The following is a 24,058-nucleotide window of genomic DNA, read 5'->3' as shown; positions in this document are numbered from 1 at the left end:
CCCTAACCCTTATGACCCTCTTTATACTGTTAAGGGATACCACTGTGATCGGTAAAATTCGTTCCTCCTGTCGCCTGCTTTCCACCGTTTTCGTTCTGTTCGTTGGCCTGTCTTCTCAGCAAGCGCTGGCGCACGCCCACCTGAAAGTGGAAACGCCGAAGGCCGACGCCAGCGTCAGCCCGGCGCCGAAGGCGCTGACCCTCAGCTTCTCCGAAGGCATCGAGCCGAACTTCAGCGGCGTGAAAATCACCGGCCCGGACAACGCCGTGGTGAAAACCGGCAAGCTGCAGCTCGATCCGAACAACAACACCCAGGTCAACGTGCCGATCGACGGCGAGCTGAGCGCGGGCAAATACAACGTCAGCTGGCATGTGGTCTCGGTCGACGGGCATAAAACCAAAGGCCAGTACAGCTTCACCGTAAACTGATCGTGAGTCTGGCGACTCTGTTCGTTCTGTGTCGCTTGGTGCACTTTGCGGCGGTGATGCTGATGTTTGGCATCAGTCTGTTCACCGCCTTATTGGCACCGCAGCGCCTTTCCCCGATCCTTTCCCGCGATGTGCGTTCGCTGCTGCTTGCCGGCACCTGGGCTGCCGGGCTTTCCGCCGTGGCGCTGCTGGCCATTCAGGCCGGGCAGATGGGCGACGGTTGGCATGACGCCTGGCGGCTGGAGGTTTGGTGGGCGGTGCTCGGCACCACCTTCGGCGAAGTGTGGCGCTGGCATCTGGGCTTGTCGCTGCTGGCGATCCTGAGCCTGCTGCTGCCTGAACGGCCGCGCGCGCAGGCGTTGGCGCTGTGCTCGGCGCTGCTGCTGGTGAGCCTGGCGTTCATCGGCCATGCGGCGATGCACGAAGGCGCGCTGGGCGCGCTGCACCGCGCCAATCATGCGGTGCACCTGCTGGCCGCCGGTTACTGGTTCGGCAGCCTGGCGCCGCTGCTGGTTTGCCTGCGCTATCTGCAGCCGCCGCAATGGCGCAGCGACGCCATCACCACGCTGATCCGTTTCTCGCGCTGGGGGCACCTGGCGGTGGCGGCGGTGATCGTTACCGGCATCGTCAACAGCCTGATCATACTCGGTGGTTGGCCGCTCAACCTCAGCTCGCCTTATCAGCGCCTGCTGCTGATCAAAACCGCGCTGGTGGCGCTGATGGTGATGGTGGCGCTGGCCAATCGCTACGCCATCGTGCCGGCGATGAGCCGCGTACCGGCGCTGGCGCAGCGCGGCGTGGTGCTGGCCTGCTGGTTCGAAGTCGGGCTGGGGATGGCGGTGCTGCTGCTGGTCAGTTTATTTGCAACCTATGCGCCGGTTTGACATTTCAGCTTGCCGCAGGCCGGCAAGCTGCGGGAAAATCGACGCGAATAGCAACCTTAAGGCCATCACATGAAATCGGTATTACTCGGCATTACGCTGCTGGCAACCGCGACCGGCGCGCTGGCGGCAGACAAACTGGTTAACATCACCAAACTGGAGTACGGCAAACAGTGGGCGTTCACCAAGGAAGAGGTGACGCTGCAGTGCCGCAGCGGCGGCGCGCTGTTCGTGCTGAATAACAGCACCCTGATGCAATATCCGCTCAACGACGCGGCGGAGCAGCAGGTGAAGAAGGGCCATCAGCGCGCGCAGCCGCTGGACGTGATCCTGCTGGACGATCCCGCTGAACCGGGGAAGAAAATGAGCATGGCGCCGTTTATCGAACGCGCCGAGAAGCTGTGCGCTGACTAACCGCTTGTTTGCCAACGCCTTGCCCAGCGCGCGCAGATTGATGCGCATTTGCCGCATAGTTATTTCGTCACGAAACTATCACGCGGCCGCCGGGCGGCTGGCAAAACTGGCGCGGTAGGCTACTCTTAAAGTGCACGGCTGAACAAGCCCTGCATTAAATGCCAACTTTTAGCGCACGGCTCTCTCCCAAGAGCCATTTCCCTAGACCGAATATAGGAATCGTATTCGGTCTTTTTTTGAGTTGTTGATTTTGAAGGGTTTATTTTCGTTTGTCCGAAAATGTCCGAAAATGTCCGAAAATGTCCGAAAATGTCCGAAAATGTCCGAAAATGTCCGAAAATGTCCGAAAATGTCCGAAAATGTCCGAAAATGTCCGAAAATGTCCGAAAATGTCCGAAAATATCCGAAATATGTCCGAATTTTGATATTCGGTCTTTTACAGCATCACGTACTCTTTCCCCCTCGTTTTGAGATATTTCAGCGTCATCATTTCCGTTGTATGTCCCAGCAGCTTTTGAGCAAATGCCTTGTCGTTCTGCTTTTCGTACAGGCGGCCGGACAGGCTTCGGATCTCGTGGAACGTCGGCGGGCTTTCCTGAAATTCCAAACCTGATGCTTTCCGCGCGGCGACAAATTTCTTCGTTAGCCCGTCGGGATGGATCGAACCATCTGGGCTATTTTTCCTGATGCCGGCGCTGATCATGAAGTCTGTCGTGCTGACCAATCGGCATCGGTCGATAACGGTGCCAAGCCGCAGGCCCATACATTTCAGTTCAAGATCAAGGGGGAGGGAGAGCAAAGCCCCTGTCTTGCCTTGTTCAACCTGCAGGCGTCCGTCAACGATATGGCTAAAGCGCATTTGTGTCAGATCCTCGCGGCGCTGGCCGGAGACCAGAGCGAGATCCGTCGCCAGGCAGAACCAAGGCGGCATTGTTTCCGCGGCCTCTCGAATCGGCCCGTATTGCTTCAGTTCCAGACGTTCGCGCATCACGACAGCTTTCGCCGCGCGGGTAGGGGTCACAGGGTTGTTTTCGATGTGACCTTCCACGATCGCCTCGCGGAAAATATCAGACAGCACCGATCGCATGGTTGCGGCCATTGTCTTTTTGTTCTGGGCGATCCAAAACTCGAGAAATTCGGCGATGTGGCGTGTCGTGATTTTTGTCAGCACCATGTCGCCCAGGCGTTCCCGGATAATGGCAATTTGGCCGGCGCGCACTTTGTATGTGTTCTCGGCCAGTTCTCGCCGCTTGAATAGGACATCGTACCGATCGAGCCAGGCGTTTAGCGTGTATTCGTGGCTGCCCTTGATTTTCTCCAGGAGCAGAACGGGAGAGTAATTTTGTTCGATATAGTGGTTGGCTTCAATCGCCTGGGCGATAACGGCTCGAAAATCTGGTGGAATACCGTTGAAGCGAACTTAGTCCAGACACGCTGAAGGTCATGTATGACGAGAATGGTATTATCGTCTGTATATCAAAAGACGTCACAGCAATTTTCCCTCCTGGTTTCTCAGTAGCAGAGGTGGCCATTTGTGAGATGCCTGATGATGCTTGTAATGACACTAATTGGATATATAGAGATGGTAAAGTAGTCAAGAGAGTCTATACCGCCGAAGAGAAACGACAGAAAATCGAAGATGAGAAGTCACTTCGGATCGACCGTGTTAACCAGGTTACACAATCATTGCATACAAAACTAATGCTGGGAATGTGCATCATCGAGGAGAAAGATAGCTTGAAAAAATGGATGCACTATGTCAATCAGATAAATGGCATTGACTCCAATATGGAGCCTCGAGAAATTAGATGGCCAGAATCTCCTGAAAAAATCACTAGGTGAAGTCTTATCTAGGAGTGTTATTTTATTATGATTTTTTGATTTTTATAGTGGCTGATTTTTCATTTCTTGCCTTCCTACGATAGTCAGAAGGTGAAAGTCCGTATATTTTAATGAAGGTTTTTGTAAACTGAGAAAGGGAGCGGTATCCATATGTGGCAGCGATTTCTGAAATTTTAGAGTTTGTTTTTGACAATTTTTTCTCTGCATCTGAAAATTGCACTGCTCTAATGTATGAGTAGATTGTTTCACCTGTTAACTTTCTGAAAACAGACTCCATATATCGTCTGGAATATCCTGGCTTTTCAATCACGCTATTAATGGATAGTGGTTTTTCTCTATTGTCAAAAACCCATTTCTTTAGGCAGGAGACAGTTTTGTTATGTCTTTTCATGATGTCTACGTGTAATTATGGCATAAATTAAGCCATTAATCTTTGCTCGAATTTGAAAAGTTTTACTATTGGTCTAGTGAGATTGGATTAAATCAAAGATATCTTATCGACACCGAGTGGCAATACTACCTGGGGTTCTACCGGTTACTCGGTGAAACATTGCTATAAAAGACGATGCACTACTATAACCAACCGAATAGGCAACGATTTCTACTTTTTCGCCTTTTTCTAGAAGATCTATTGCTTTTACAACACGCAAACGCTGCCGCCAATCGCCAAGTGACATTCCTAATAATTGATGGCTGCGTCGATTTAATGTCCGAACAGTATATCCTAATTTTTCAGCTAGCTCATTTAGAGGGATTTCCACCGACGGGCACTTTTCGATTTCAGCAATAACTTTACTGAGCAACGGATCGCTGGTATAGGGAAGGAAAGTACTTTGGCGAGGGGCTGCACATAACTGATCGCTAAGCACTTGTAATATACGCATGCTTTTATCATCAATAGGTGCTGTCAACGGGTTGTCCTTAAGGTGCTCTAGAATCGAAATAGTAAATTCATTTATTTTCAACGTACAAGGAAAAGTTGGCAGCTCTTCGCACAGCTCTGGCATTAAATAAAAAGAGCAATGTGTTGCTTCATTTCTGTTAAGGCCAACATGAGTTAGCTTCGGTGGTAACCAGATTCCGAAATGTGGCGGGGCTGTGAGATGCTCATTCTTGATTTTGACTTCCATTATACCACTGTATGAATATACGAACTCACCCCAAGGATGAGAGTGTACCGGATAAGTGGCATCTGCTGGCATTGTCCCTACTCTGAACCATGCAGGAGCAGGTAGTGAGGTCGTGAAAGGAGGAGCTATCAACTTCTTTTTCTGAAGTTCTTGGGGAATAATAGTTGTCATTTCATCGTCACCTACTGCAAGCTTGGAAAGACAACATCCCGGCACTTGAGAACGGGATGTTGATATATCAAGGTGTCAACATAACCTTAAATAAAGATATAATATATTAATCGCACTAGGTCAATGTATACAGATTCATAATTAAACCTTTAGCAAGGTAAAGTTGGAGGCAAGTATTGTGGGGCACTCAAAGCATTAGCTATTTGCTACAGGTTTAATTGCGCGTACTTGTAGTATTACCCCTGCTCGTGCGCTTGTGTCAAAATAAGTAAATCCACTATGATCTGGCAATCTTCCGCGGATTAAGTTTGTTAAGCCAAGGCTATGAGCTTGTTTCTCTGCATCATCAACAGCATCTACAGTAAAGCCTAAATGGAAAACACCCTCACCATTCTTTTCCAAAAAATGACGCTGTTCAGTATCCCCCAAAGATGGTTGGCAAAGTTGGATTTGAATATCACCTATATTAGTATAGCAATATTTGTTTTGCATAAAATCATCAACATTGCTAACTTCCAGCTTATCTCTGAATCGTTCTAATGACGGGAAATCATTCCAAGGGCCAATTCCTATAGACTCATAGAACTTTACTGATTCATCCATATCATTAACAACGATACAAATATGGTGTAGCTTATTAAATATGCTATGCTTTTTCATTGTGTGATCCAAGAACTAATCTTTTTTGAGGTGTTTAGTATACTGACGCGCTGCAATCTCATGTGTTTGCCCCGCGGAAGGATTCCATTGAAATCCGGTCTTCGCTATTACATCGGGACGTAGGCGTTGTTCCGATGTATAATCCTCTCGACCATGAAAGAAAAGTGGTTCCTCGTTTTCAATACTGCCAATTCTTATTGCCCAAGACTCAAGTGCAGCTTCTCTCTCTGATTCTGTAAGATTTCCCGGCATCCAAACCATCTGAGGTGGGAGGACATCAAAACCAGTATAATGGAAGATTCCATTGTGAATAGGCCAAAGTATATGGTTTATATCGCCGTCAATACCATCTGGAGCATATAGGGAGCCAGCCGTTCCTGTAGTGGCGCATATCATTGCTCTCTTTCCTTTAAAAATGCCAGAACTGTATTTTCTCCCTGTCTTATATGCAAATCCTCGAGTAAAAGTACGATCAACCCAGCCTTTTAAGATTGCAGGCATACTGAACCACCATATAGGGAATTGGAAGACTAACATGTCACACCAAACGAGTTTTTCCTGTTCTTTTCGAACATCTAGTGTTGCCCCAGTTGTATTCTCCATGTGTTCTTGTTCTTCATGTACAGTAAATATGGAGTCATTCAATCTGCTGCCTGGAATATCTTTCTCATCTATCTGGCTTTTCCAACCCATTTTATATAGATCACTTACCTCAACTTCATGACCAAGGGAAAGCAAAGTTTCAACCGCAGTATCTTTAAGCGCTGCGTTGAATGACTTTGATTCTGGATGTGCGAAAACAATGAGTACTTTCATAGTAATATACCTCTATCAAAAAATGTTTTTATTTTTTTCGTGAGTTAATTTTGCTCTGCAACCAAGGGTAACCACTGACAACAATTATTCCGAAAAGAATAAGTAGCGTCCCAAAAATGAAGCCGGACTTTATCTTGTCATTCAATATAAGAGCGCCTGCAAAAACACCAAATACTGGAGTCATGAATGACAGTACACCTAGCTGTGATGCCAAGTATTTTTCAAAAGTGTAAACCAAACCATATAACTAAGGAATGCAACAATTACTGCTTGAAAAATTAAACTTAGTCCTCCTTTTAGGCCAACCGTAAAAAGAGTCTGCCCGGTGGAGAATGCATAGATAAACAATAAAATAGCCGCTACGGCAAGTTGATAGAATAGTGTTTGACTCGCTGGAGACTCATTTAATTTTGAACAGCGTATTACAATGGTCGTCATACCCCACGAAAGGCCAGCAAGAAGGCCTAGCCCATCACCGATTAGAATATCATGTGTTTTGCTGGTGTTATCAGCAGAACCCGATAGGAATGCAACCAGAATTCCAACGAAAGCTAGGGTTATACCTAACCATTGGACTAAGGAAAGGCGTTCTGCTGGGAGGAAGATTTGTAAACCTAACGCTGCAAAAGCAGGTGCAGTATAAAGAAAAACTGACATATGTGATGCAGACGTAAATTTTAGCCCTTCGGCAACAAATAAAAATTCAAGAGCAAAAAGTAAGCCTACAACCAGACCGGGCTTTATTGTGTTGCGAATATCAGTAAAGGATTCTTTTTTAACTAACATTACAATCCATACCAAAAAACCTGCAACGCCTGAACGAATAGCTACTTGAAGTACAGGAGATATTTCTTCAGCGACACCTTTTATCGCCACCTGTTGTGAACCCCAGATGAGACAAACTAGTATCATGATAGATACGGCAAACACATCAACAGCTTTTCTCATAATCTTCAGATATGCCAAAATGACCAAGTATGATGCTGATTATGACTAATCCTCGGTTGAAGTATATAGCGCGAAATGGACATTTTGTATGGTGAATTGGTTATGATCCTAATGTATTTTGACTCCACTTTGTAGATGACAAATTAAGCAATAGTGGCTTCCTTATATTTAATGTATTCTCTGATTATAAAATAGATGGTTGTGATAATTACTATGTATATGTACTTGAGGTGTGTGGGGGGGCGAAGAAACAAACTGCTCCGAAATTCATCCGAATTGCTCCGAGAGTCCTGGTAACTATCTGAAATTAAAGACAGGGAATGTAAGGTATAGTAGGGGGTTGCAAAGGCTAAATTTTTGGTAATGCATTGTTTAAAAAGGATATTCACATAGTTTTTCGTATAAAGGAATCGTATTCGGTCTTTTTTTGTGTGATTGATTTATAAGTAAATTTCACCTAATACGCCAGCAACAATCCCCGTTTCTCTTTTCGCGTCACAGCCATCAGCCTGAGCTCCGTCTCACTCCCCCAACCGCACCTATCGCTAATTTGGCCGCACCAAAAGTCATTACGTCATCTATGGCGCTGATAAGCTTCGGCCATTGCTCCCATCAACGGTTTAACGAGAGTGTCATTATGGGAAATATCCCGGCATCAGGCGCTATAAAAGGTAACCCGCAGTGAACGAGCAACTGAGTCAATTAAAGATGATGTTGCCCGGCTATCTCAATGCGTGGCGTGAGGGGGCTTTACCCTCTGACTGGGGGCAGGTGGCCAATCCTGAAGTGGTCGCCGCCCTGTTGGCGGAGTGGGAGGCGCTCAGCGAGTTGGCGTCTCGATTCGACACCGCCACTGAAGCACGCGCCGATGCCACCGCGTTTTGGCATGCGCGCGCCGAGCTGATGGCGCAGCGCAATCGTGAGCTGATGGCCCAACTGGCGACGCCAATCCGTTTGCCCAGCGCACGTGTGGCTTTTTTGGCTATGTGAAAACGGCCGTGCTGGACGCCAGGCAGGTTAAGGCGGCGATTCGCGATGCCGGTTTTATCGTTGCGGGCTGCGCCCCCAACGAGAATACGGCTTAACGCGATTTCTTCTCAAATTTCTCGGCAAAAAAGAACCGCAGCAATTTATGGATCCACAGCAGGATGGCGCCGACCACCACCAGCGAGACGAGGAAATGCGACAGATTTTTAGGCGCGGCGTAGCCGTGGGTAAAGGAGACCCCCGCGCCGCTGAGCAGCAGGGTGGCGATCCAGAAGCTGAGCAGCAGGCATAAGGAACGAAACAGTTTAAACATGGTTATCACCAAAAATACGGAAAGCGCCGACCGCACGCAAAGACGCAACCGGGGCTCTGATTAATTAAAACCGCTTAGCGCGAACAGGTGTTGCCACCCTTGTTGCTATTATCATTGACGCGTCCATTGTTGCCGCGATTGTCGGCAAAGTTGCCGCCGCCGGCGATCAGGTGAAAATATTTAGCCTCGATCTCTTGCATAAAATTCCCTTTTCATCGATACGGTTAAATAGCGTAAAGCTTACGCAAGCCAGCTGTTTTTAACAGAAAAAACAGTGGGGGTAATTACCGGTTCGGATAAGAACAGGGAATTTATTTAAGGGTGTTTTTTAGGCTTATGAGAGTGATGGTGAATGATATTCTCGACGCGAGAGTAGCGCGAGTCACCCCGGGCCTTTGCAACGAAGGGACGCTCTGCGGCGCGCAGCAAGGTTCAATTCACCCGGCCAATTTGTTAGGATCGCGCAACTTAGATGACTAATGGTGCAGTACATTGAAAATTAAAGCGTTGTTATTTGTTGCGTTGGCCGCGCTGGCCGGCTGCAGCCAGGAGGGAACCTCGATGAATCAGCCCGCAAACGAAAAAGGCGGCCAAACGGAAGTGTTGCTGGTGAACAGCGCGCTGGTAGATTGCGTGGGCGTTGCCCCGTTGAAGTGCATGCAGGTGCGCCGCTCCGCGCAGCAGCCGTGGGAGTTGTTCTATACCGGCATCGAGGGCTTCACCTTCGAACCGGGCTATCAGTATCGGCTGAAAGTGCGCGTCACCCCGGTGGAGAACGTACCGGCCGATGCCTCATCGCTGCGTTACACGCTGATTGAGCAGCTGGAAAAGAACAAGGCGTAATGGATCTATCTCGTCACCACCAAATGGCGTTTCATTTGGTGGTGACGTTTTCAGGAAAGTTTGTCTTTTTTCTTTCTTTTGGAGGATTCGAAAGTGGCGAAGGCATGTGCAAGAGCAAACCCCAGTGCACAGTAGCGTAGAGGCCAATTCTCTTTAGCCCATGTTTCAGAGTCAGCAATAAACATCGTGTTGCCGTTGGCAAAAAGGGTAAATTGCCAGCAAAGGATTAAAAAGCATATCGTAACCAGAACGACATAACCCTTGGAACCCAGAGACGGTCTGAAGACGTATTTCACGGCCAGGCAGGCCGTGGCAGCGAGAGTAGAAAAAATATAATATAAAGTCGGTTCCATCACTGTTCCTGGCTGCTTTTATAAATGGAATTAATGGTTGAGACATCTGCGCCACCTTCAAGCATCAAGCTGGCTCTTCCCATGTTCCTCCAACCGCGAATATAGTCTGTATTGATGTAACGAAATAATCGCCAAGCTTCGGGTTTCAGCGACAGTTTTAGTAAACCATAGCCTGATAACAGTAAGTCTACGCCACCTAACGCGATGTCTGCTGCGGAATGGGAATAGCCTAGCGTTGAAGCCGCAGAGCGGTACATCATTCGGCCTGGACCAATAGTATTCTTGCCAAATAACAGCGTATAACCGTTTTCGTAGACATTATTGATGCCATTGATTAAAAGCAACGTTCCTGGAATGGCGCCGACGCCAGTCCAATCCAAGCCCACGCCGAGTAAAATTTGTGCTATTCCCGAGAGGAAGCCAACGCCGGCTAACACGTAGGTCACTACGGCGTCATGATTGACTTTCTTTCTCATTACGGCATAAGGCGTCACGGCGTCAGTTCGCAATAAGCGCTCTTGCTCAGAAAGCGATTGATATTCTTGCTTCATTTCTCTCATTGCAACACTCGCCGCTTCACCTACTTGTTGGCATTTTTGCAATTTATCATTCACAAAGCAGTGCATCTCATGTCTGAAGGCATTACCGACTGTCCGATCTTTTAAAAAGTCCCTATTAACGCGTTCTGAGAGTTCTAAAAGCATACGTCCTTGTTGGCGAGCCATCGTTTGCGAGTAGGTATTTAAACGTTCTTTTAGTAACAGCGGATTATCCATTTTTCTTTGTTCCTCCCTGGATTTCGACCGAAAAACAGCCACACCATAACGCAACGCCAGAAGCATAATCAATCTTTGCTGATTTGAAGAGGGAAGGTTTGAATGCGCTGAGGGTGCGAAACGTGGCGCGTGAAGGTATCACGATGCGGAGTTGGGAAACCCTGATCCCTCGGCTAAACTGGTCTGGTCACTGCGCTTGTTTGCGCACTTTCTTAAGTATATCGAGAAAATCAGGTATATTGTCCTTCGGTTTTTAGCTACCAAGAAAAAATTACTATGATTATCAAACCTAAAATTCGTGGTTTTATCTGCACCACCGCTCACCCGGCAGGCTGTGAAGCCAATGTCCGTGAGCAAATCGCCTACGTTAAGTCGCGCGGCGAACTGAAAAACGGGCCTAAAAAGGTGCTGGTCATTGGTGCATCCACCGGTTACGGTCTGGCCTCGCGCATCAATGCCGCTTTCGGCAGCGGTGCGGCCACCATCGGCGTATTTTTCGAGAAGCCTGGCAGCGAAGGCAAAACCGGTTCCGCCGGTTGGTACAACTCCGCCGGTTTCGACAAGGCAGCTAAAGAAGAAGGCCTGTACGCGAAAAGCATCAACGGCGACGCATTCTCCAACGAGTGCCGTCAGGCCGTTATCGATCTGATCAAGAAAGACCTGGGCCAGGTTGACCTGGTGGTTTACTCGCTGGCTTCGCCGGTGCGTAAGATGCCGGAAACCGGCGAAGTGGTGCGTTCCGCACTGAAGCCGATCGGCGAGCCGTACAAATCCGTCGCGCTGGACACCAACAAAGACGTGCTGGTTGAGGCCGTGGTCGAGCCGGCCAACGAGCAAGAAATCGCCGACACCGTGAAGGTGATGGGCGGCCAGGACTGGCAGCTGTGGATGGACGCGCTGGACGAAGCGGGCGTGCTGGCGGATAACGCGCAGTCTGTCGCTTACTCCTACATCGGTACCGATCTGACCTGGCCAATCTATTGGCACGGTACGCTGGGCAAGGCGAAAGAGGATCTGGATCGCGCGGCGCACGCCATCAACCAGAAGCTGCAGGCCAAAGGCGGCGCAGCTTACGTCGCGGTGCTCAAGTCGGTGGTGACGCAGGCTTCTTCCGCCATTCCGGTGATGCCGCTGTATATCTCCATCGTGTTCAAAATCATGAAGGAGCAGGGCATTCACGAAGGCTGCATCGAGCAGATCCAGCGTCTGTTCGCCACCAAGCTGTACAGCGGTGCGGCGCCGGATACCGACGAGAAACACCGTCTGCGCCTGGATGACTGGGAACTGCGTGACGAAGTGCAGGAAACCTGCCGTAAAATCTGGCAGCAGCTGAACGACAGCAACATCAACGAACTGACGGATTACCAGGGCTACAAGGCGGAATTCCTGCGCCTGTTCGGCTTCGGTCTGCAGGGCGTTGATTACGATGCCGATCTGAGCGGCGAAGCCAACTTCGAAGTGATCGAACTGGTCTAAGCGCGTCGAGCGGTCAAACAAGGTCGGGTTAGCCCGGCCTTTTTTATTGTCCGCGCGTTGGCGACCACCGCCTGACTCATCAGTCCACTTGATCATTGACAGCAATAAATTATCGTTTTACGATAATTTATTGCTGTTGATTAAGGGATAGAAAATTATGGGCGCTGCGCCAAGGATCCATCTGCCGCTGTATGTGCGTTGTCTGTGTTTGCTCATTATGGCGATGCTGATCGTCAGCACCGGCGTTGAGATGTTCATCATCGTGCGGGACTGGCTGCAGGGCGTAGCCTATCGCGATATCGTCGCCTCTTACCGGGAATATTACCCGGAGCTGCTCACCTACGCGATCCCGCAGCAACGATGGGCGCTGTTCGCCACGCTGGTTATCGACATGCTCGGTTATTTGCCCTATTACAGCGCGCTGCTGTGCGGCGCCGGGCTGTTTTATCAATTCTTCCGCGGCAACGTGTGGCATCGCAACAATATGGTGCTGTTGCAGATCATTGGCATCTTGCTGATCGTCGATGTGTTGTTCCCGTCGTTAGCCGGTCTGCTGCAGGTGATGGTATTGACCGCCGATGAAAAAATGCTGTTTATCCTTTATTATGGCGTCAATAGCGAGTCGGTGCGCTCGCTGATCGTAGGCTGCGCAATCCTGGTATTTAGCCGGGTATTTCTGGAAGCGTTGCGGCTGAATGAAGAACAGCTTTCTTTCGTGTGAGAATAGAGTGGCAATAATCGTAAGTCTTGATGTCATGTTGGCCAAAAGGAAGATGCGTTCAAAGGAGCTGGCGGAGCAGGTGGGGATCACCGAGCAAAACCTGTCTCTGTTGAAAAACGGCAAGGTCAAGGGAGTCAGGCTGGAAACGCTGGACAAGATCTGCCGTATTCTCGACTGCCAGCCTGGCGATCTGCTGGCCTGGCAGCCGGACGGCGAAGAGTAAGATCCCAGCGCACTCGGAAGTGCGCTGAGCCTGCTGGCCCATTTCTGCGATTAGCGTTGTCTTATTGAACGATATTTGTTTGATTCAGGTTAATTAAAATAACGGGTGATTAACACTTGCGTATTCTTTTTGTCGCAGGCGATTGCATGCGGTGAAAGTTATTAAACTAAATAAACTCGTTTTTCATTTACCGTCACTACCAATAGCGTTATTTTAAGGGAAATAGTATGACATGGCGTAATTCTCTTCTGGCATTGTGTCTTGTATTAAACGGATGCAGTGCCATTCACCCCACTGTTTCATCCTCATCCTCCTCCACTCACTGGGGGAATTGGGGAACACCGCAGCCCGCAACGCGAGAACAAAAACAGCGCATTATCGCCGGCGAATCCGCCGCTGCCGTGCTGAATGAAGGCCGCGTCGGTATCGGCGGTACGCTGGACTGGTCGAAAATAGGGGGGCGCTAACCACCGCTCTTTATTCGGCGGGGCGGCAGACGTTATCTCAAAGATATTGTGGAACGGTTTATTATTAATTCGCTACTCTGTTTTTCCGATGCGTTATTTATCTTTAAACGATGAATCTCTGCTTGTTGAATATATATCAACATACCCAGACATCCTTACAGGAGTTTTCAATGGCAAAGCGTATTGTCGTCATGTTGATAATGTCGTTGTTGAGTCTGCAAGCAAATGCGGCCCGTTACGATCGGCAATGCGAGGGAATTTCTCCCGTGCTGTTTCAGAAGAAATTGAAAGAGCTGGCGCATGGCCTGCGACAAGAGATGGCTGAGCCGACCCCGCCCACGGAGAATGAGGCCGAAACCTTGGCGCGTCTGGCGGAATGCGATGCCGAAAACGCGAAAGCGCCGGCGACGGGAGGGCAACATGCGCCCGATCCCGCGGAGCCTCAGGTGTCTTCACTCAACGGCTGTTGAAAGGTTCTCTGCGTCGTTTTTCGCGGCGCGCCCAGTCGGCTTATTCATGGAGCTTGTGTATTGAAACTACCTTCGTTAATCACTGCGGCGCTGGCGCTGCTGGCCTCATTTTGCAGTCAGGCGTTCATCGATCGCCATTCCTCGCCCGGCGCCTCGACGGAAAGTCCCTCTGCGGCGGGGTGTCCGGCGCGGCTGGATGGCTTGTTGCAGCATATTTGGTTGGCTGAACAGATTCAGGCGGAGCGCATGCAGCTGGCGCGGCTGCGTGCGGAGCGGGAAGCGTTGGAAGTCCGGTTGCAAACGCAGGAAGCGGCGAGACCTTCCGCGCAGGGGCATCAGAGCGCCCGAACGGCCTGTGAGCAGGGTGCCGATATCGTCCGCTGCCTGTCGCTGCGTCTGCGGCGGACGTCTCTGACGGGGCCGCATCGGCCGTTTGTCGGCGTTTATTGCCGCGCCTGGCTGAATGGCCGGCCGCTGAATTGCTAAAGATGAGAACAGGGATTTGTCAGGAGTTTATCGATGAAAAGGCTAGTGTTGGCCGGCGTGGCCCTGTGTTGCGCCTGCTTTGCGCAGGCGCGGGTGGATTTGGAATACCACGCGCCGCCGCCGAAGGACAATAAAGTCCCCGAGGAGTACCAGAAAAAACGCAGCGCGCTGCGCCACAAGGTGTGGAATGTCGACAGCCTGACGCAGGCCAATGAGCAGGCGATCGCGCGTGAGCAGCAGCGCGAGGCCGCAGAGGCCGCCAAGCGGCAGCAGCGTCAGCTGGAGCAACAGCAGAAAAAGCAGCGCTGCCTGCGGATACACTCGAAAGATCCTCACCGCGAGGCGAGGTGTTACATGTACAACTTCTAGCTTTCAACGTCCGGGCGCTTGCAGCGCCCGGCGTCGTTTATGCCGGGCGGCAATGCTCTTTCAGCATGGCGATCGCGTCCGGCTTCAGCTGATACAGATAAACCGGGCGGCCCGTCGCGCCGTACAGAATGCGGGTGCCGAGAATGCCACTTTCCGCCAGATAGATGAGGTACTTGCGGCAGGACACCCGCGAAATGCCGATGGCGTTGGCCAGGTTGTCGGTGGAGAATTCGCTGTCGTGCTGCTGTTCTATCCACTCGCAGACCGTGCTCAGGGTGATGCTGGTCAGGCCCTTCGGCAGCTTTTTGCTCTCCTGGCCGCCGGGCTGGCGGCGCAGCAGACTGTCGACGTCAGCCTGCGAAAACTCGCGCTGCGCCAGCAGCTGCGACTGTTGCCGATAGTGGCTGAGCGCCTCCTTGAAGCGGCTGAACTGGAACGGTTTGATCAGGTAATCCACCACGCCGTAGTGCAGCGCCTTTTGCACCGTGTTCACATCGCTGGCGGAAGAGATGATGATCACATCGGTCTTCTCGCCGAGCTCGCGCAGGCCGGGCAGCAGATCCAGCCCGTTCTCCTGCTGCATGTAGATATCCAGCAGCACCAGATCGATGCTGACGCTGGCGTCGGCCAGCAGGGCGCGCGCCTGGCCCAGGGTGGCGACCGTCGCCTGGCAGTGAAAACCGCCGATCTGGCTCAGGTAGTATTTGTTCAGCTCCGCCACCATCGGGTCGTCGTCGACAATCAGTACGTTAATCATGGGTTCCGCTCTTGGCCTGATAGGGAAGGTGCACGAAAAATTGGGTCAGCTCGCCCGGTTCGGACTCGACATCGATGCCGCCGCCCAGTTTCTCCAGATGGCTGCGGATCAGCGCCAGGCCGATGCCGCGTCCCGTTCCCTTGGTGGAAAATCCGTGTTCAAAGATGTGCGCGGCGATCGCCGGATCGATGCCGGGGCCGTCGTCGCTGACGATACAGTGTAATTGATCGTCGTGGTGATGGAAGCTCAGGCCGATCTCGTGGCCTTCAACGCCGTCGATGGCGTCGATGGCGTTTTCGATCAGGTTGCCGAGCACGCTGATCAGCACGTGCGTGGTTTCCGCGTCGTCGGTTTCCGGCAGCAGGCTGGTCTCCTCGATGGTCAGTTCGATGCCGGCTTCGTGGGCGCGGCTGATCTTGCCGATGAAGAAGCCCGCCACTTCCGGCGAGTGGATCTTGCGCAGCAGCGCGCCGATCTCTTCCTGGTAGTTGCTGGCGGTATTGATGATGTAGTTTTCCAACTGCTGATAAGCCTTCATGTGCAGCATGCCGAGTATCACGTGCAGCTTGTTCATAAATTCGTGCGACTGCACCCGCAGGGCATCGGCGTAGTGCGCCATGCCGCTCAGGCGCTGCAGCAGCCGGCTGACCTCGGTCTTGTCGCGGAAGGTGGCGATGGCGCCGGTCACCTGGCCGTTGACGATCACCGGCACGGTATTGGTCAGCAGTTCGCTGCCGTTGAAGCTGATCTGTCGATCGCGCAGCGGTTTGCCGCTGGCCAGCACTTCCGCCAGATGCAGCTGCGCCGGCCAATGCTTGCTGGCGGCGTCCAGCAGCAGGTTTTCCACCGGGCCGCTCTGGCGCAGCAGGCGCTTGGCCTCGTCGTTGACGATGGTGATGCGGGAATCATTATCGACCGCGATCACGCCTTCTTTAATCGACTGCAGCATGGCGTTGCGCTGCTCGAACAGGTTGGAGATTTCGTAAGGCTCGAAACCCAGCATGATGCGTTTGAGCGCGGAGACCAGGAAGAAGGTGCCCAGGCTGCCGACCAGCGCGGCGAAGGCGATGGTCCAATAGATGATCCAGCGGCTTTCCGCCACCACCCGCTGCACGGTGTCCAGCGCGATGCCGAGCGCCACCACGCCGATTTGCCGCCGCTGCTCGTCATACACCGGCACGAACACCCGCAGCGCCGGGGCCAGCGTGCCGCGGTTGATGGCGCTGTTGACGTTGCCCTGCAGCGCCGGCGCCAGATCTTCGCCGATGAAATGTTTGCCGATCAGCCAGGGTTTGGGATGCGAATAGCGGACGCCCTGCATATCCACCACCACCACGAACAGCAGCTCGTTTTGATGGCGCACCTGCTCGGCGAAGCGCTGCACGGCGCCGCTTTGATCGCGTCGCTGCAGGCCGTCTATCACGGTACTCGAGAGCGCCAGCGTGTTGGCGATAGCGATGGCTTTTTGCTGCAGCTGATCTTGCCCTTCGCGGCTCATCTGCACGAAAAACAGCGCAAACACCACCAGCAGCACCGAAGCGATGATGGCGGACACCATCAGCGTGATGGAGGTGCTCAGCTTGAGCGGCACCCGTTGTTTTGGCATGGCGGTTCTCCGAATGGCGATATCACGGCGTATTCTAGCGAGGAATGAGGCAAGCTGCAGTTACCGGCAGCAGGTTATAGCATGCTGCCGGGTCGCGAAGGGGTTATTTTAGTTACAAAAGCGGGTCACTGCTGGTGGTAGATCTCCAGCGCCTGTTGGCCGCTGGCGCCTTGATGGATGATCGCCATCAGGGCGCGCACCACCTGCGACGGATTGCTGTGTTGATACACGTTGCGGCCATAGACCATGCCGGAGGCGCCCTGGGCCATCAGCGCCGCGGATTTCTCCAGCACCGGGCCCAGCTCCCCCTTGCCGCCGCCGCGCACCAGCGTCGGGCAGCGCGCCGCTTCCACCACGCGGTGGAAATCTTCCACCCGTTCGGTCGGGTCGGCCTTGATGATGTCGGCGCCCAGTTCGCGCGCCAGCCGCACCAGCGGCACGATCTTTTCCACGTCGCCGAGCGACCCGTAGGCGGCGCCTTGGCCGGCCGGGGCCATCACCAGCGGTTCGATCATCAGCGGCATGGCGTAGCGATCGCAGGCGTGGCGCAGGCGGCCGATGTTCTCCACGCACTGGCGGAAAATGCCGGGTTCATCCGGGATCATATACAGATTGACCACCACCGCGGCGGCGTCCATTTGCAGCGCGGCGAGGATCGGCGCTTCCGGGTTGTGCAACACCGCCCACATCTCACGGTGGCGCGCGGCGTTATAGGCGTTGCCGACGTCGGTGCGCATCACCAGCGCCGGCTTTTCACGCTGCGGCGCGCGCTGCAGCAGCTCCGCCTGGCCGTAGTTGACCTGAATGGCGTCGGGGCGCGCGGCGATCAGGTTGCCCATCACCCGTTCGATATCTTCCAGACCGATTAAGAAATCCGGTTCGTTGGCGATGCCGTGATCGATCGCCACATCCAGGCACTTGCCGTTATTGAACAGGCGGTTCATCCGCACCTTACTGCTGAGCTGCATGTCAGGTCCTCCTGAGATAGGGATATGTCCATTATTGCCGAGTAAGGATGGTCGGGAAACGCGGAAACCGCAAACTGCGCGCCCGCTCGCAGTTTTTGCCAGCGCCCGGCGTGGCGCACGCACGGGGCGCGTTACCCGATGGTTTTCACTGCATTTGTTAGATCCGTGTCATGTTTTTGTTAATAAGCCATTCCAAAACGCATGTTTCGCTTGTTTGGGTTAAAAAGTTTCAATAATCTCAATTATGAAATAAACATTTAAAAAAGCGGCGAGGACGCGGCTTGCTCTACCAGAGGTTTATTTCAATTGATTGTTTTTAATCTGTTTTGAGATACCGATCACCATTTTGTTCACGGCCTTAATACGACGATAACGCGGTAATTTCGCCGTATCAAAGGGATAACACCGACCGTAATGTTGTTTGAATGTAAAAAATATCTTTCATTAGCTGTCAATCAACAGACCACTTCATTCTAACGATTAAAGGGTAACGAACATGAAGCTGAAGAAACTGATCGCCGCCTCCGTACTGATGTGCATGCTGCCGGCCAGCGTGTTGGCGAAAGACATCAAGATCGGCGTTTCCATGGCTTACTTCGATGACAACTTCCTCACCATTCTGCGCCAGTCGATGCAAAACAAAATGAAAGCCGACGGCAACGTCAGCGGCCAGTTCGAAGACGCCAAGGGCGACATCGCGCAGCAAATTCAACAAATCGAAAACTTCGTCAGCCAGGGCGTCGACGCCATTATCCTCAACCCGGTGGATACCCAGGGCGTCAAACCGATGATCAAATTGGCCGAGAACGCCAAGATCCCGCTGGTGTTCGTCAACCGCAAGCCGGAAGTGACGCTCCCGGCCGGCATGGCCTACGTCGGCTCCGATTCCAAGCTGGCCGGCAAACTGCAGATGGAAGCGTTGGCCAAGCTGATGAATGGCAAGGGCAACGTGATGATCCTGATGGGGGAACTGTCGAATGAATCGACCCGCGACCGCACCCGCGGCGTGGAAGAGGTGGCGGCCAACTATCCCGGCATCAAGATTGTCGATAAGCAAACCGCCAAGTGGACGCGTAAAGATGCGGTGGATATCACCACTGACTGGGTGCTGACCGGCCAGCAGATCGACGCCATCGCCTCCAACAACGATGAAATGGCCATCGGCGCCATCCTGGCGCTCAAGCAGGCTAAAAAGTCCGGCGTGCGGGTGGCCGGCGTGGATGGCACGCCCGATGCGCTGGAATTCATCAGAAAAGGCGATCTGGCGCTGAGTGTGTTCCAGGACGCCAAAGGCCAGGGCGAAGGCGCGGTGCAAACCGCCGTTCAGTTGGTGAAAGGCGAGAAGGTGGAGAGCAACGTGCTGATCCCTTATCAGTTGATCACCCAGGCCAATTACCAGCAATTCGCCGATAAAAACAAAAAATAAGCCTTGAAGCCTGCCGCGGGCGCTCAGGTGGAGCGCCTGCGGCAGAAAACGTGGGTCAGTGCGGAGGTAAGCGGTATGTACCCTTATGTTCTTGAGGCCGAAGGCATCAGCAAGCAGTTCCCCGGCGTCAAAGCGCTGGATAAGGTCTCGATTAAAATCAAACCCGGCAGCGTGCATGCGCTGATGGGCGAAAACGGCGCGGGCAAGTCGACGCTGATGAAATGCCTGATCGGCATCTATCACCCGGATGAGGGTTCGATCAAAATCAAAGGCCGGCCGGTGACCTTCAGCGACACGTTGCAGGCGCTGCATTCGGGCATTTCCATGATTCACCAGGAGCTGAACCTGGTGCCCTACATGACGGTGGCGGAAAACATCTGGCTGGGGCGTGAGCCGGCGCGGCTGGGGTTCGTCAACCACGAACAGCTGAATGAACAAACCCGCGAGCTGCTGGCGCGGCTGAACATCAAACTGCGGCCGGAAACGCTGGTGGGCGAACTGAGCATCGCCAGCCAGCAGATGGTGGAGATCGCCAAGGCCGTATCCTACAACGCCGACGTGCTGATCATGGATGAGCCGACCTCGGCGCTGACCGAAGGTGAAGTGGTGCATCTGTTCGCCATCATTCGCGAATTGCGCGAGCAGGGCAAGGGCATCATTTACATCAGCCACAAGATGGACGAAATCTTCGCCATCACCGACGAAGTGAGCATTTTCCGCGACGGCACCTTCATCGCCTGCGACAAAACCGAAAATCTGACCAAACAGTCGCTGATCACCATGATGGTGGGGCGCGAGCTGACGCAGATGTTCCCCAAATTCAACAACAACATCGGCGAGGAAGTGCTGCGGGTGGCCGGGTTGCGCCGCAGCGGCTGGTTCCACGACGTCTCGTTCAGCGTCAAACGCGGCGAGATCCTCGGCGTCGCCGGGCTGGTGGGCGCCGGACGCAGCGAAGTGATGGAAAGCCTGTTCGGCATGCACCCGGCGGACGGCGGCGAGATCTTTATCGAAGGCCAGGCGGTGAAGGTGGATTCCCCGGCGAAGGCGATCGAGAGCGGGCTGGCGTTTCTCACCGAAGATCGCAAGAAGTCCGGCCTGTTTCTGGTGCTGTCGGTGGTCGAGAACATGAGCATCGTCAACCTGTCGGAATACATCGGCAAGAACGGCTTCGTCAGCCATGTGCAGATGGCCAAAGACTGCATGGCGCAGATCAAGAAGCTCAACATCAAAACGCCGACCATGGATCAGATCATCAATAACCTCAGCGGCGGCAACCAGCAGAAGGTGCTGATCGCGCGCTGGCTGCTGGCGCAGCCGAAAATCCTGATACTCGACGAACCGACGCGCGGCATCGACGTGGGGGCCAAAGCGGAAATCTACCGCCTGATCAGCGAGCTGGCCAACCGCGGCGTCGCCATCATTCTGGTGTCTTCCGAGCTGCCGGAGATCCTCGGCATGAGCGATCGGGTGATGGTGATGCACGGCGGCCGCATCACCGGCATTTTGGACAAAGACGACGCGGACCAGGAAAAGATCCTGGCGCTGGCCTCAGAATAACGAAGGATGAACATCATGAGTAACGTAAAGATTGAGAAGCCGCTCTCCGCCGATTCAACGGGCAAGGGATCGCTGTTCTCCGGGCTGAGCGGCAAAATGCCGAAAGACACCGGTATTTTCATCGTGATGCTCGGCATTGCGCTGATCTTCGAAATCCTCGGCTGGTACATGCGCGATCAGTCGTTCCTGCTTAACCCGAACCGCCTGCTGCTGATCGTGCTGCAGGTGGCGATCATCGGCATCATCGCGGTGGGCGTCACCCAGGTCATCATCACCACCGGCATCGATCTCTCATCCGGTTCGCTGATTGCGTTGACCGCGGTGGTGGCGGCCAGCCTGGCGCAGACCTCGGACAGCATTTCGCCGATGTATCCGGGGCTGCTCGATCTGCCGGCGGCGATCCCGATCGGCGCGGGGATTGGGGTGGGCATCGTCTGCGGCTTTATCAACGGCTTCCTGATCACCCGCACCGGCATTCCGCCGTTCATCGCCACGCTGGGGATGATGGTATCGGCGCGCGGTCTGGCGCAGTACTACACCAAGGGCAACCCGGTCAGCTTCCTGTCGGATGGCTTCACGGCGATCGGCCAGGGGGCGATGCCGGTGATCATCTTCCTGGTGATCGCGGTGATCTTCCACATCGCGCTGAAGCACACCCGTTATGGCAAATACATCTACGCCATCGGCGGCAACATGACCTCGGCGCGGGTTTCCGGCATCAACGTCAATAAGTACCTGGTGACGGTTTATACCATCGCCGGCGGGTTGGCGGGACTGGCAGGCGTGGTGCTGGCGGCGCGCGTCAGCAGCGGCCAGTCGAGCATGGGCATGTCCTATGAGCTGGACGCCATCGCCGCGGCGGTGATTGGCGGCAGCAGCCTGATGGGCGGCGTCGGGCGCATTACCGGCACGCTGATCGGCGCGGTGATCCTTGGCCTTATCAAAAGCGGCTTCACCTTTATCGGCGTCGATTCTTACATTCAGGACATCATCAAAGGCGTGATTATCGTCGCCGCCGTGTCGATCGACATGCGTCGCAACCGCAAAAAACACTGATTGCCGTGAATTGCCGCCGGCGCCAGGGTTGGCCGGCGGCGTTTTTTTACCCGGGGGGACATATCATGAACTTTCTGAAAGGGCTGTGGCTGGCGGCGGCGCTGTGCGCTTCCGCGCCGGCATGGGCGCAAACCATCGGCGTATCGATGGCCTATTTCGACCAGAACTTCCTCACCATTATCCGCCAGGCGATCGACAAGGAGGCCAAAGCGCGCGGCATTACCGTGCAGTTCGAAGATGCGCGCGGCGACGTCGGCCGCCAGACCGATCAGGTGCAGAGCTTTATCAGCGCCGGGGTGGACGCGATTATCGTCGATCCGGTCAACTCGGCCAGCACGCCGGTGATGACCAAAATGGTGCAGGCCGCCGGCGTGCCGCTGGTGTACGTGAACCGCACGCCAGGCGACGCCAGGCTGCCGCAGGGGGTGGTGTTCGTCGGCTCCGACGAGCGGGAGTCCGGCACGCTGCAGATGGAAGAACTGGCGCGGCTGGCCAACTATCAGGGCAATGTGGCGGTGATGATCGGCAACCTGACCGACGCCGGCGCGCTGCAGCGTACCAAAGACGTGGAGCAGGTGGTGGCCAAATACCCGAAGATGAAGGTGGTGCAGAAACAGAGCGCCAACTATTCACGCAGTGAAGGTATGGATCTGATGATGAACTGGCTGACCAACGGCGAAACGATCGACATCGTCGCCGCCAACAATGACGAGATGGCGATCGGCGCGATCATGGCGCTGCAGCAGGCCGGCAAAGCGGACAAGAACGTGCTGATCGGCGGCATCGACGCCACGCCCGACGGCCTCAAGGCGCTGGCCTCCGGCAAGATGCAGGTCACGGTGTTCCAGGATGCGGTCGGCCAGGGCAAGGCGTCGGTCGATGTGGCGCAGCGCATGATCAACGGCGAAAAGCTTGAGCCGTATTATTGGATCCCGTTCGAGTTGGTGACGCCGGCCAATCAGGAGAAATACGCGGCCAAACCGTGAGTTCGCCGTCGGATCCGCGTTGCCGGGGCGCTGCTTGCAGCGCCTTTTTCATGGCGCCAATTGCATGTCCGCTTGCGGCCAGCGCTGCGCCGGATGTTGCGTCACACTGAGGCTCTTTTACGGTGTGAGGATAAGAGATGAACGCATTGAACGGTAAGGTAGCGTTGATTGGCGGCGCCAGTTCGGGGATCGGGCGGGCGGCGGCGCTGTTGTTCGCCCGGCAGGGGGCGGCGCTGGTGTTGGGCGCCCGGCGCGAGCGGCTGCTGGCTGAACTGGTGGGGGACATTCGGCGCGAGGGCGGCCGGGCGTTGGCGGTAGCCGGTGACGTGTGCGACGAAGCCTTCGCCGAACGGTTAACGGCGACGGCCGTCGATGAATTCGGCGGGCTGGATATCGCCTTCAACAACGCCGGCACGTTGGGGCCGCTGGGGCCGTCGCTGGCGCTCAGCGCGTCAGAATGGCGTGACGTGCTGGAAACCAACCTGTCCAGTGCTTACTACAGCGCCAAATATCAAATTCCCGCCATGCAGGCGCGCGGCGCGGGCTCGGTGATCTTCACCTCTACATTCGTCGGCCACACCGCGGCGTTTCCCGGTACGGCGGCCTATGCGGCCAGCAAATCGGGGCTGATCGGCCTGACGCAGGCGCTGGCGGTGGAGTTTGGCGGACACGGCATTCGGGTGAACGCGCTGCTGCCGGGGGGCACTGACACGGCGATGGGGCGGCAGATGAGCAATACCCCGGAAGCATTGGCGCAGGTGGCCCAGCTGCACGCGCTGAAGCGATTGGCGATGCCGGAGGAGATCGCGCAGGCGGCGCTGTATTTGGCGTCTGACGCTTCCTCGTTCGTCACCGGTACCGCAATGCTGGTGGACGGCGGCGTTTCCATCCAGCGCGGCTGAGGCCACGGGCGCCCGCGGCTTCA

29 protein-coding genes and 2 pseudogenes are annotated in these 24,058 nt (G+C 54.1%); 18 read left to right on the top strand and 13 right to left on the bottom strand.

Features of this window, described 5'->3' with window-relative positions; all coding sequences use genetic code 11:
• Positions 1 to 44 precede the first annotated feature (44 nt).
• From yobA to IMX17_RS08545, 3 genes are all read left to right on the top strand, one after another.
• A complete protein-coding gene (gene yobA, locus IMX17_RS08555; RefSeq protein ID WP_025302450.1) occupies positions 45 to 428 on the top strand; it encodes a CopC domain-containing protein YobA in 384 nt (127 codons plus the stop codon).
• Between the two features lie 2 nt (positions 429 to 430).
• Entirely contained in the window at positions 431 to 1,312 is an 882-nt protein-coding gene (gene copD, locus IMX17_RS08550) for a copper homeostasis membrane protein CopD (protein WP_193549607.1), read from the top strand.
• A gap of 69 nt (positions 1,313 to 1,381) precedes the next feature.
• Positions 1,382 to 1,723: a YebY family protein gene (locus IMX17_RS08545; RefSeq protein WP_016928154.1), complete on the top strand. Its 342-nt coding sequence runs from the start codon at positions 1,382 to 1,384 to the stop codon at positions 1,721 to 1,723.
• Between the two features lie 436 nt (positions 1,724 to 2,159).
• Here IMX17_RS08545 and IMX17_RS08540 read toward each other — a convergent pair.
• Positions 2,160 to 3,113 (bottom strand): annotated as a pseudogene (locus tag IMX17_RS08540) (tyrosine-type recombinase/integrase); the annotation flags it as partial.
• Between the two features lie 44 nt (positions 3,114 to 3,157).
• Between IMX17_RS08540 and IMX17_RS08535 the strand changes: the two are divergent.
• On the top strand, positions 3,158 to 3,565 hold the full coding sequence (locus IMX17_RS08535; protein ID WP_227414530.1) for a tail fiber assembly protein: 408 nt from the start codon (positions 3,158 to 3,160) through the stop codon (positions 3,563 to 3,565).
• 25 nt (positions 3,566 to 3,590) lie between these two features.
• Here the strand turns inward: IMX17_RS08535 and IMX17_RS08530 are convergent, their stop codons facing one another.
• The 5 genes and pseudogenes from IMX17_RS08530 to IMX17_RS08510 all read right to left on the bottom strand — a co-directional run bounded on the left by IMX17_RS08530 (position 3,591) and on the right by IMX17_RS08510 (position 7,254).
• The gene (locus IMX17_RS08530) at positions 3,591 to 3,956 is read right to left on the bottom strand and encodes an AraC family transcriptional regulator (RefSeq protein WP_193549606.1); all 366 of its coding nucleotides are present in this window, start codon (positions 3,954 to 3,956) and stop codon (positions 3,591 to 3,593) included.
• A 103-nt stretch (positions 3,957 to 4,059) separates the two neighbouring features.
• Positions 4,060 to 4,866: a helix-turn-helix transcriptional regulator gene (locus tag IMX17_RS08525; RefSeq protein WP_072056116.1), complete on the bottom strand. Its 807-nt coding sequence runs from the start codon at positions 4,864 to 4,866 to the stop codon at positions 4,060 to 4,062.
• A 195-nt stretch (positions 4,867 to 5,061) separates the two neighbouring features.
• A complete protein-coding gene (locus IMX17_RS08520) occupies positions 5,062 to 5,526 on the bottom strand; it encodes a VOC family protein (protein WP_072056117.1) in 465 nt (154 codons plus the stop codon).
• 15 nt (positions 5,527 to 5,541) lie between these two features.
• Positions 5,542 to 6,342 (bottom strand): NAD(P)H-dependent oxidoreductase, encoded by an 801-nt coding sequence (locus IMX17_RS08515; RefSeq protein WP_072056118.1) that lies wholly within the window; start codon positions 6,340 to 6,342, stop codon positions 5,542 to 5,544.
• A 28-nt stretch (positions 6,343 to 6,370) separates the two neighbouring features.
• Positions 6,371 to 7,254, bottom strand: a pseudogene (locus IMX17_RS08510) (DMT family transporter).
• Positions 7,255 to 7,971: 717 nt separating this feature from the next.
• Between IMX17_RS08510 and IMX17_RS08505 the strand changes: the two are divergent.
• The gene (locus IMX17_RS08505) at positions 7,972 to 8,280 is read left to right on the top strand and encodes a hypothetical protein (protein ID WP_227414479.1); all 309 of its coding nucleotides are present in this window, start codon (positions 7,972 to 7,974) and stop codon (positions 8,278 to 8,280) included.
• Between the two features lie 91 nt (positions 8,281 to 8,371).
• Here the strand turns inward: IMX17_RS08505 and IMX17_RS08500 are convergent, their stop codons facing one another.
• On the bottom strand, positions 8,372 to 8,590 hold the full coding sequence (locus IMX17_RS08500) for a hypothetical protein (protein ID WP_193549605.1): 219 nt from the start codon (positions 8,588 to 8,590) through the stop codon (positions 8,372 to 8,374).
• Positions 8,591 to 8,664: 74 nt separating this feature from the next.
• Complete coding sequence (locus tag IMX17_RS25345) at positions 8,665 to 8,790, bottom strand: hypothetical protein (RefSeq protein ID WP_255511563.1); 126 nt, start codon at positions 8,788 to 8,790, stop codon at positions 8,665 to 8,667.
• A 292-nt stretch (positions 8,791 to 9,082) separates the two neighbouring features.
• Between IMX17_RS25345 and IMX17_RS08495 the strand changes: the two genes are divergently transcribed.
• Positions 9,083 to 9,433, top strand: coding sequence for a DUF4377 domain-containing protein (locus IMX17_RS08495; protein WP_193549604.1), 351 nt, complete (start codon positions 9,083 to 9,085; stop codon positions 9,431 to 9,433).
• Positions 9,434 to 9,483: 50 nt separating this feature from the next.
• On the opposite strand, the gene IMX17_RS08490 is transcribed toward IMX17_RS08495, so the two are convergent.
• Positions 9,484 to 9,786, bottom strand: a complete 303-nt coding sequence (locus IMX17_RS08490) for a hypothetical protein (RefSeq protein WP_193549603.1) — start codon at positions 9,784 to 9,786, stop codon at positions 9,484 to 9,486.
• Positions 9,786 to 10,628, bottom strand: a complete 843-nt coding sequence (locus IMX17_RS08485; protein WP_193549602.1) for a DUF4225 domain-containing protein — start codon at positions 10,626 to 10,628, stop codon at positions 9,786 to 9,788. Before IMX17_RS08485 ends, IMX17_RS08490 begins: the two co-directional genes overlap by 1 nt.
• Before the next feature lie 210 nt (positions 10,629 to 10,838).
• On the opposite strand from IMX17_RS08485, the gene fabV reads away from it, so the two are divergent.
• From fabV to IMX17_RS08450, 7 genes are all read left to right on the top strand, one after another.
• Entirely contained in the window at positions 10,839 to 12,038 is a 1,200-nt protein-coding gene (gene fabV / locus IMX17_RS08480) for an enoyl-ACP reductase FabV (RefSeq protein ID WP_046899292.1), read from the top strand.
• Between the two features lie 157 nt (positions 12,039 to 12,195).
• Positions 12,196 to 12,759, top strand: coding sequence for a DUF2975 domain-containing protein (locus IMX17_RS08475; RefSeq protein ID WP_046899293.1), 564 nt, complete (start codon positions 12,196 to 12,198; stop codon positions 12,757 to 12,759).
• Positions 12,760 to 12,766: 7 nt separating this feature from the next.
• On the top strand, positions 12,767 to 12,982 hold the full coding sequence (locus IMX17_RS08470; RefSeq protein WP_025302459.1) for a helix-turn-helix transcriptional regulator: 216 nt from the start codon (positions 12,767 to 12,769) through the stop codon (positions 12,980 to 12,982).
• A gap of 227 nt (positions 12,983 to 13,209) precedes the next feature.
• The gene (locus tag IMX17_RS08465; protein ID WP_071605351.1) at positions 13,210 to 13,449 is read left to right on the top strand and encodes a hypothetical protein; all 240 of its coding nucleotides are present in this window, start codon (positions 13,210 to 13,212) and stop codon (positions 13,447 to 13,449) included.
• Positions 13,450 to 13,619: 170 nt separating this feature from the next.
• A complete protein-coding gene (locus IMX17_RS08460) occupies positions 13,620 to 13,919 on the top strand; it encodes a hypothetical protein (RefSeq protein ID WP_046899294.1) in 300 nt (99 codons plus the stop codon).
• A gap of 60 nt (positions 13,920 to 13,979) precedes the next feature.
• A complete protein-coding gene (locus IMX17_RS08455) occupies positions 13,980 to 14,405 on the top strand; it encodes a hypothetical protein (RefSeq protein WP_052759987.1) in 426 nt (141 codons plus the stop codon).
• 33 nt (positions 14,406 to 14,438) lie between these two features.
• Entirely contained in the window at positions 14,439 to 14,774 is a 336-nt protein-coding gene (locus tag IMX17_RS08450; RefSeq protein ID WP_182264649.1) for a hypothetical protein, read from the top strand.
• 37 nt (positions 14,775 to 14,811) lie between these two features.
• Here IMX17_RS08450 and dcuR read toward each other — a convergent pair whose 3' ends face one another.
• The 3 genes from dcuR to IMX17_RS08435 all read right to left on the bottom strand — a co-directional run bounded on the left by dcuR (position 14,812) and on the right by IMX17_RS08435 (position 18,105).
• Positions 14,812 to 15,531: a two-component system response regulator DcuR gene (gene dcuR / locus IMX17_RS08445; RefSeq protein ID WP_033642727.1), complete on the bottom strand. Its 720-nt coding sequence runs from the start codon at positions 15,529 to 15,531 to the stop codon at positions 14,812 to 14,814.
• Positions 15,524 to 17,137: a sensor histidine kinase gene (locus IMX17_RS08440; protein ID WP_046899297.1), complete on the bottom strand. Its 1,614-nt coding sequence runs from the start codon at positions 17,135 to 17,137 to the stop codon at positions 15,524 to 15,526. Before IMX17_RS08440 ends, dcuR begins: the two co-directional genes overlap by 8 nt.
• Positions 17,138 to 17,262: 125 nt before the next feature.
• A complete protein-coding gene (locus IMX17_RS08435) occupies positions 17,263 to 18,105 on the bottom strand; it encodes a class I fructose-bisphosphate aldolase (RefSeq protein ID WP_033642729.1) in 843 nt (280 codons plus the stop codon).
• Between the two features lie 496 nt (positions 18,106 to 18,601).
• Between IMX17_RS08435 and IMX17_RS08430 the strand changes: the two genes are divergently transcribed.
• From IMX17_RS08430 to IMX17_RS08410, 5 genes are all read left to right on the top strand, one after another.
• Positions 18,602 to 19,531, top strand: coding sequence for a sugar ABC transporter substrate-binding protein (locus tag IMX17_RS08430; RefSeq protein ID WP_033652022.1), 930 nt, complete (start codon positions 18,602 to 18,604; stop codon positions 19,529 to 19,531).
• A 75-nt stretch (positions 19,532 to 19,606) separates the two neighbouring features.
• On the top strand, positions 19,607 to 21,091 hold the full coding sequence (locus tag IMX17_RS08425; protein ID WP_033642731.1) for a sugar ABC transporter ATP-binding protein: 1,485 nt from the start codon (positions 19,607 to 19,609) through the stop codon (positions 21,089 to 21,091).
• Between the two features lie 15 nt (positions 21,092 to 21,106).
• Positions 21,107 to 22,147, top strand: coding sequence for an ABC transporter permease (locus tag IMX17_RS08420; RefSeq protein ID WP_033652114.1), 1,041 nt, complete (start codon positions 21,107 to 21,109; stop codon positions 22,145 to 22,147).
• A gap of 65 nt (positions 22,148 to 22,212) precedes the next feature.
• Positions 22,213 to 23,133, top strand: coding sequence for a sugar ABC transporter substrate-binding protein (locus IMX17_RS08415; protein WP_033642732.1), 921 nt, complete (start codon positions 22,213 to 22,215; stop codon positions 23,131 to 23,133).
• A gap of 137 nt (positions 23,134 to 23,270) precedes the next feature.
• Positions 23,271 to 24,035 (top strand): SDR family oxidoreductase, encoded by a 765-nt coding sequence (locus IMX17_RS08410; RefSeq protein WP_046899300.1) that lies wholly within the window; start codon positions 23,271 to 23,273, stop codon positions 24,033 to 24,035.
• Positions 24,036 to 24,058: the final 23 nt, after the last annotated feature.

This window comes from Serratia sp. X3 (assembly GCF_014982455.1).
Lineage (GTDB): Bacteria > Pseudomonadota > Gammaproteobacteria > Enterobacterales > Enterobacteriaceae > Serratia > Serratia ureilytica.
The sequence above is the reverse complement of the archived record's forward strand: the minus strand, read 5'-3'. Positions and strand labels throughout refer to the sequence as shown.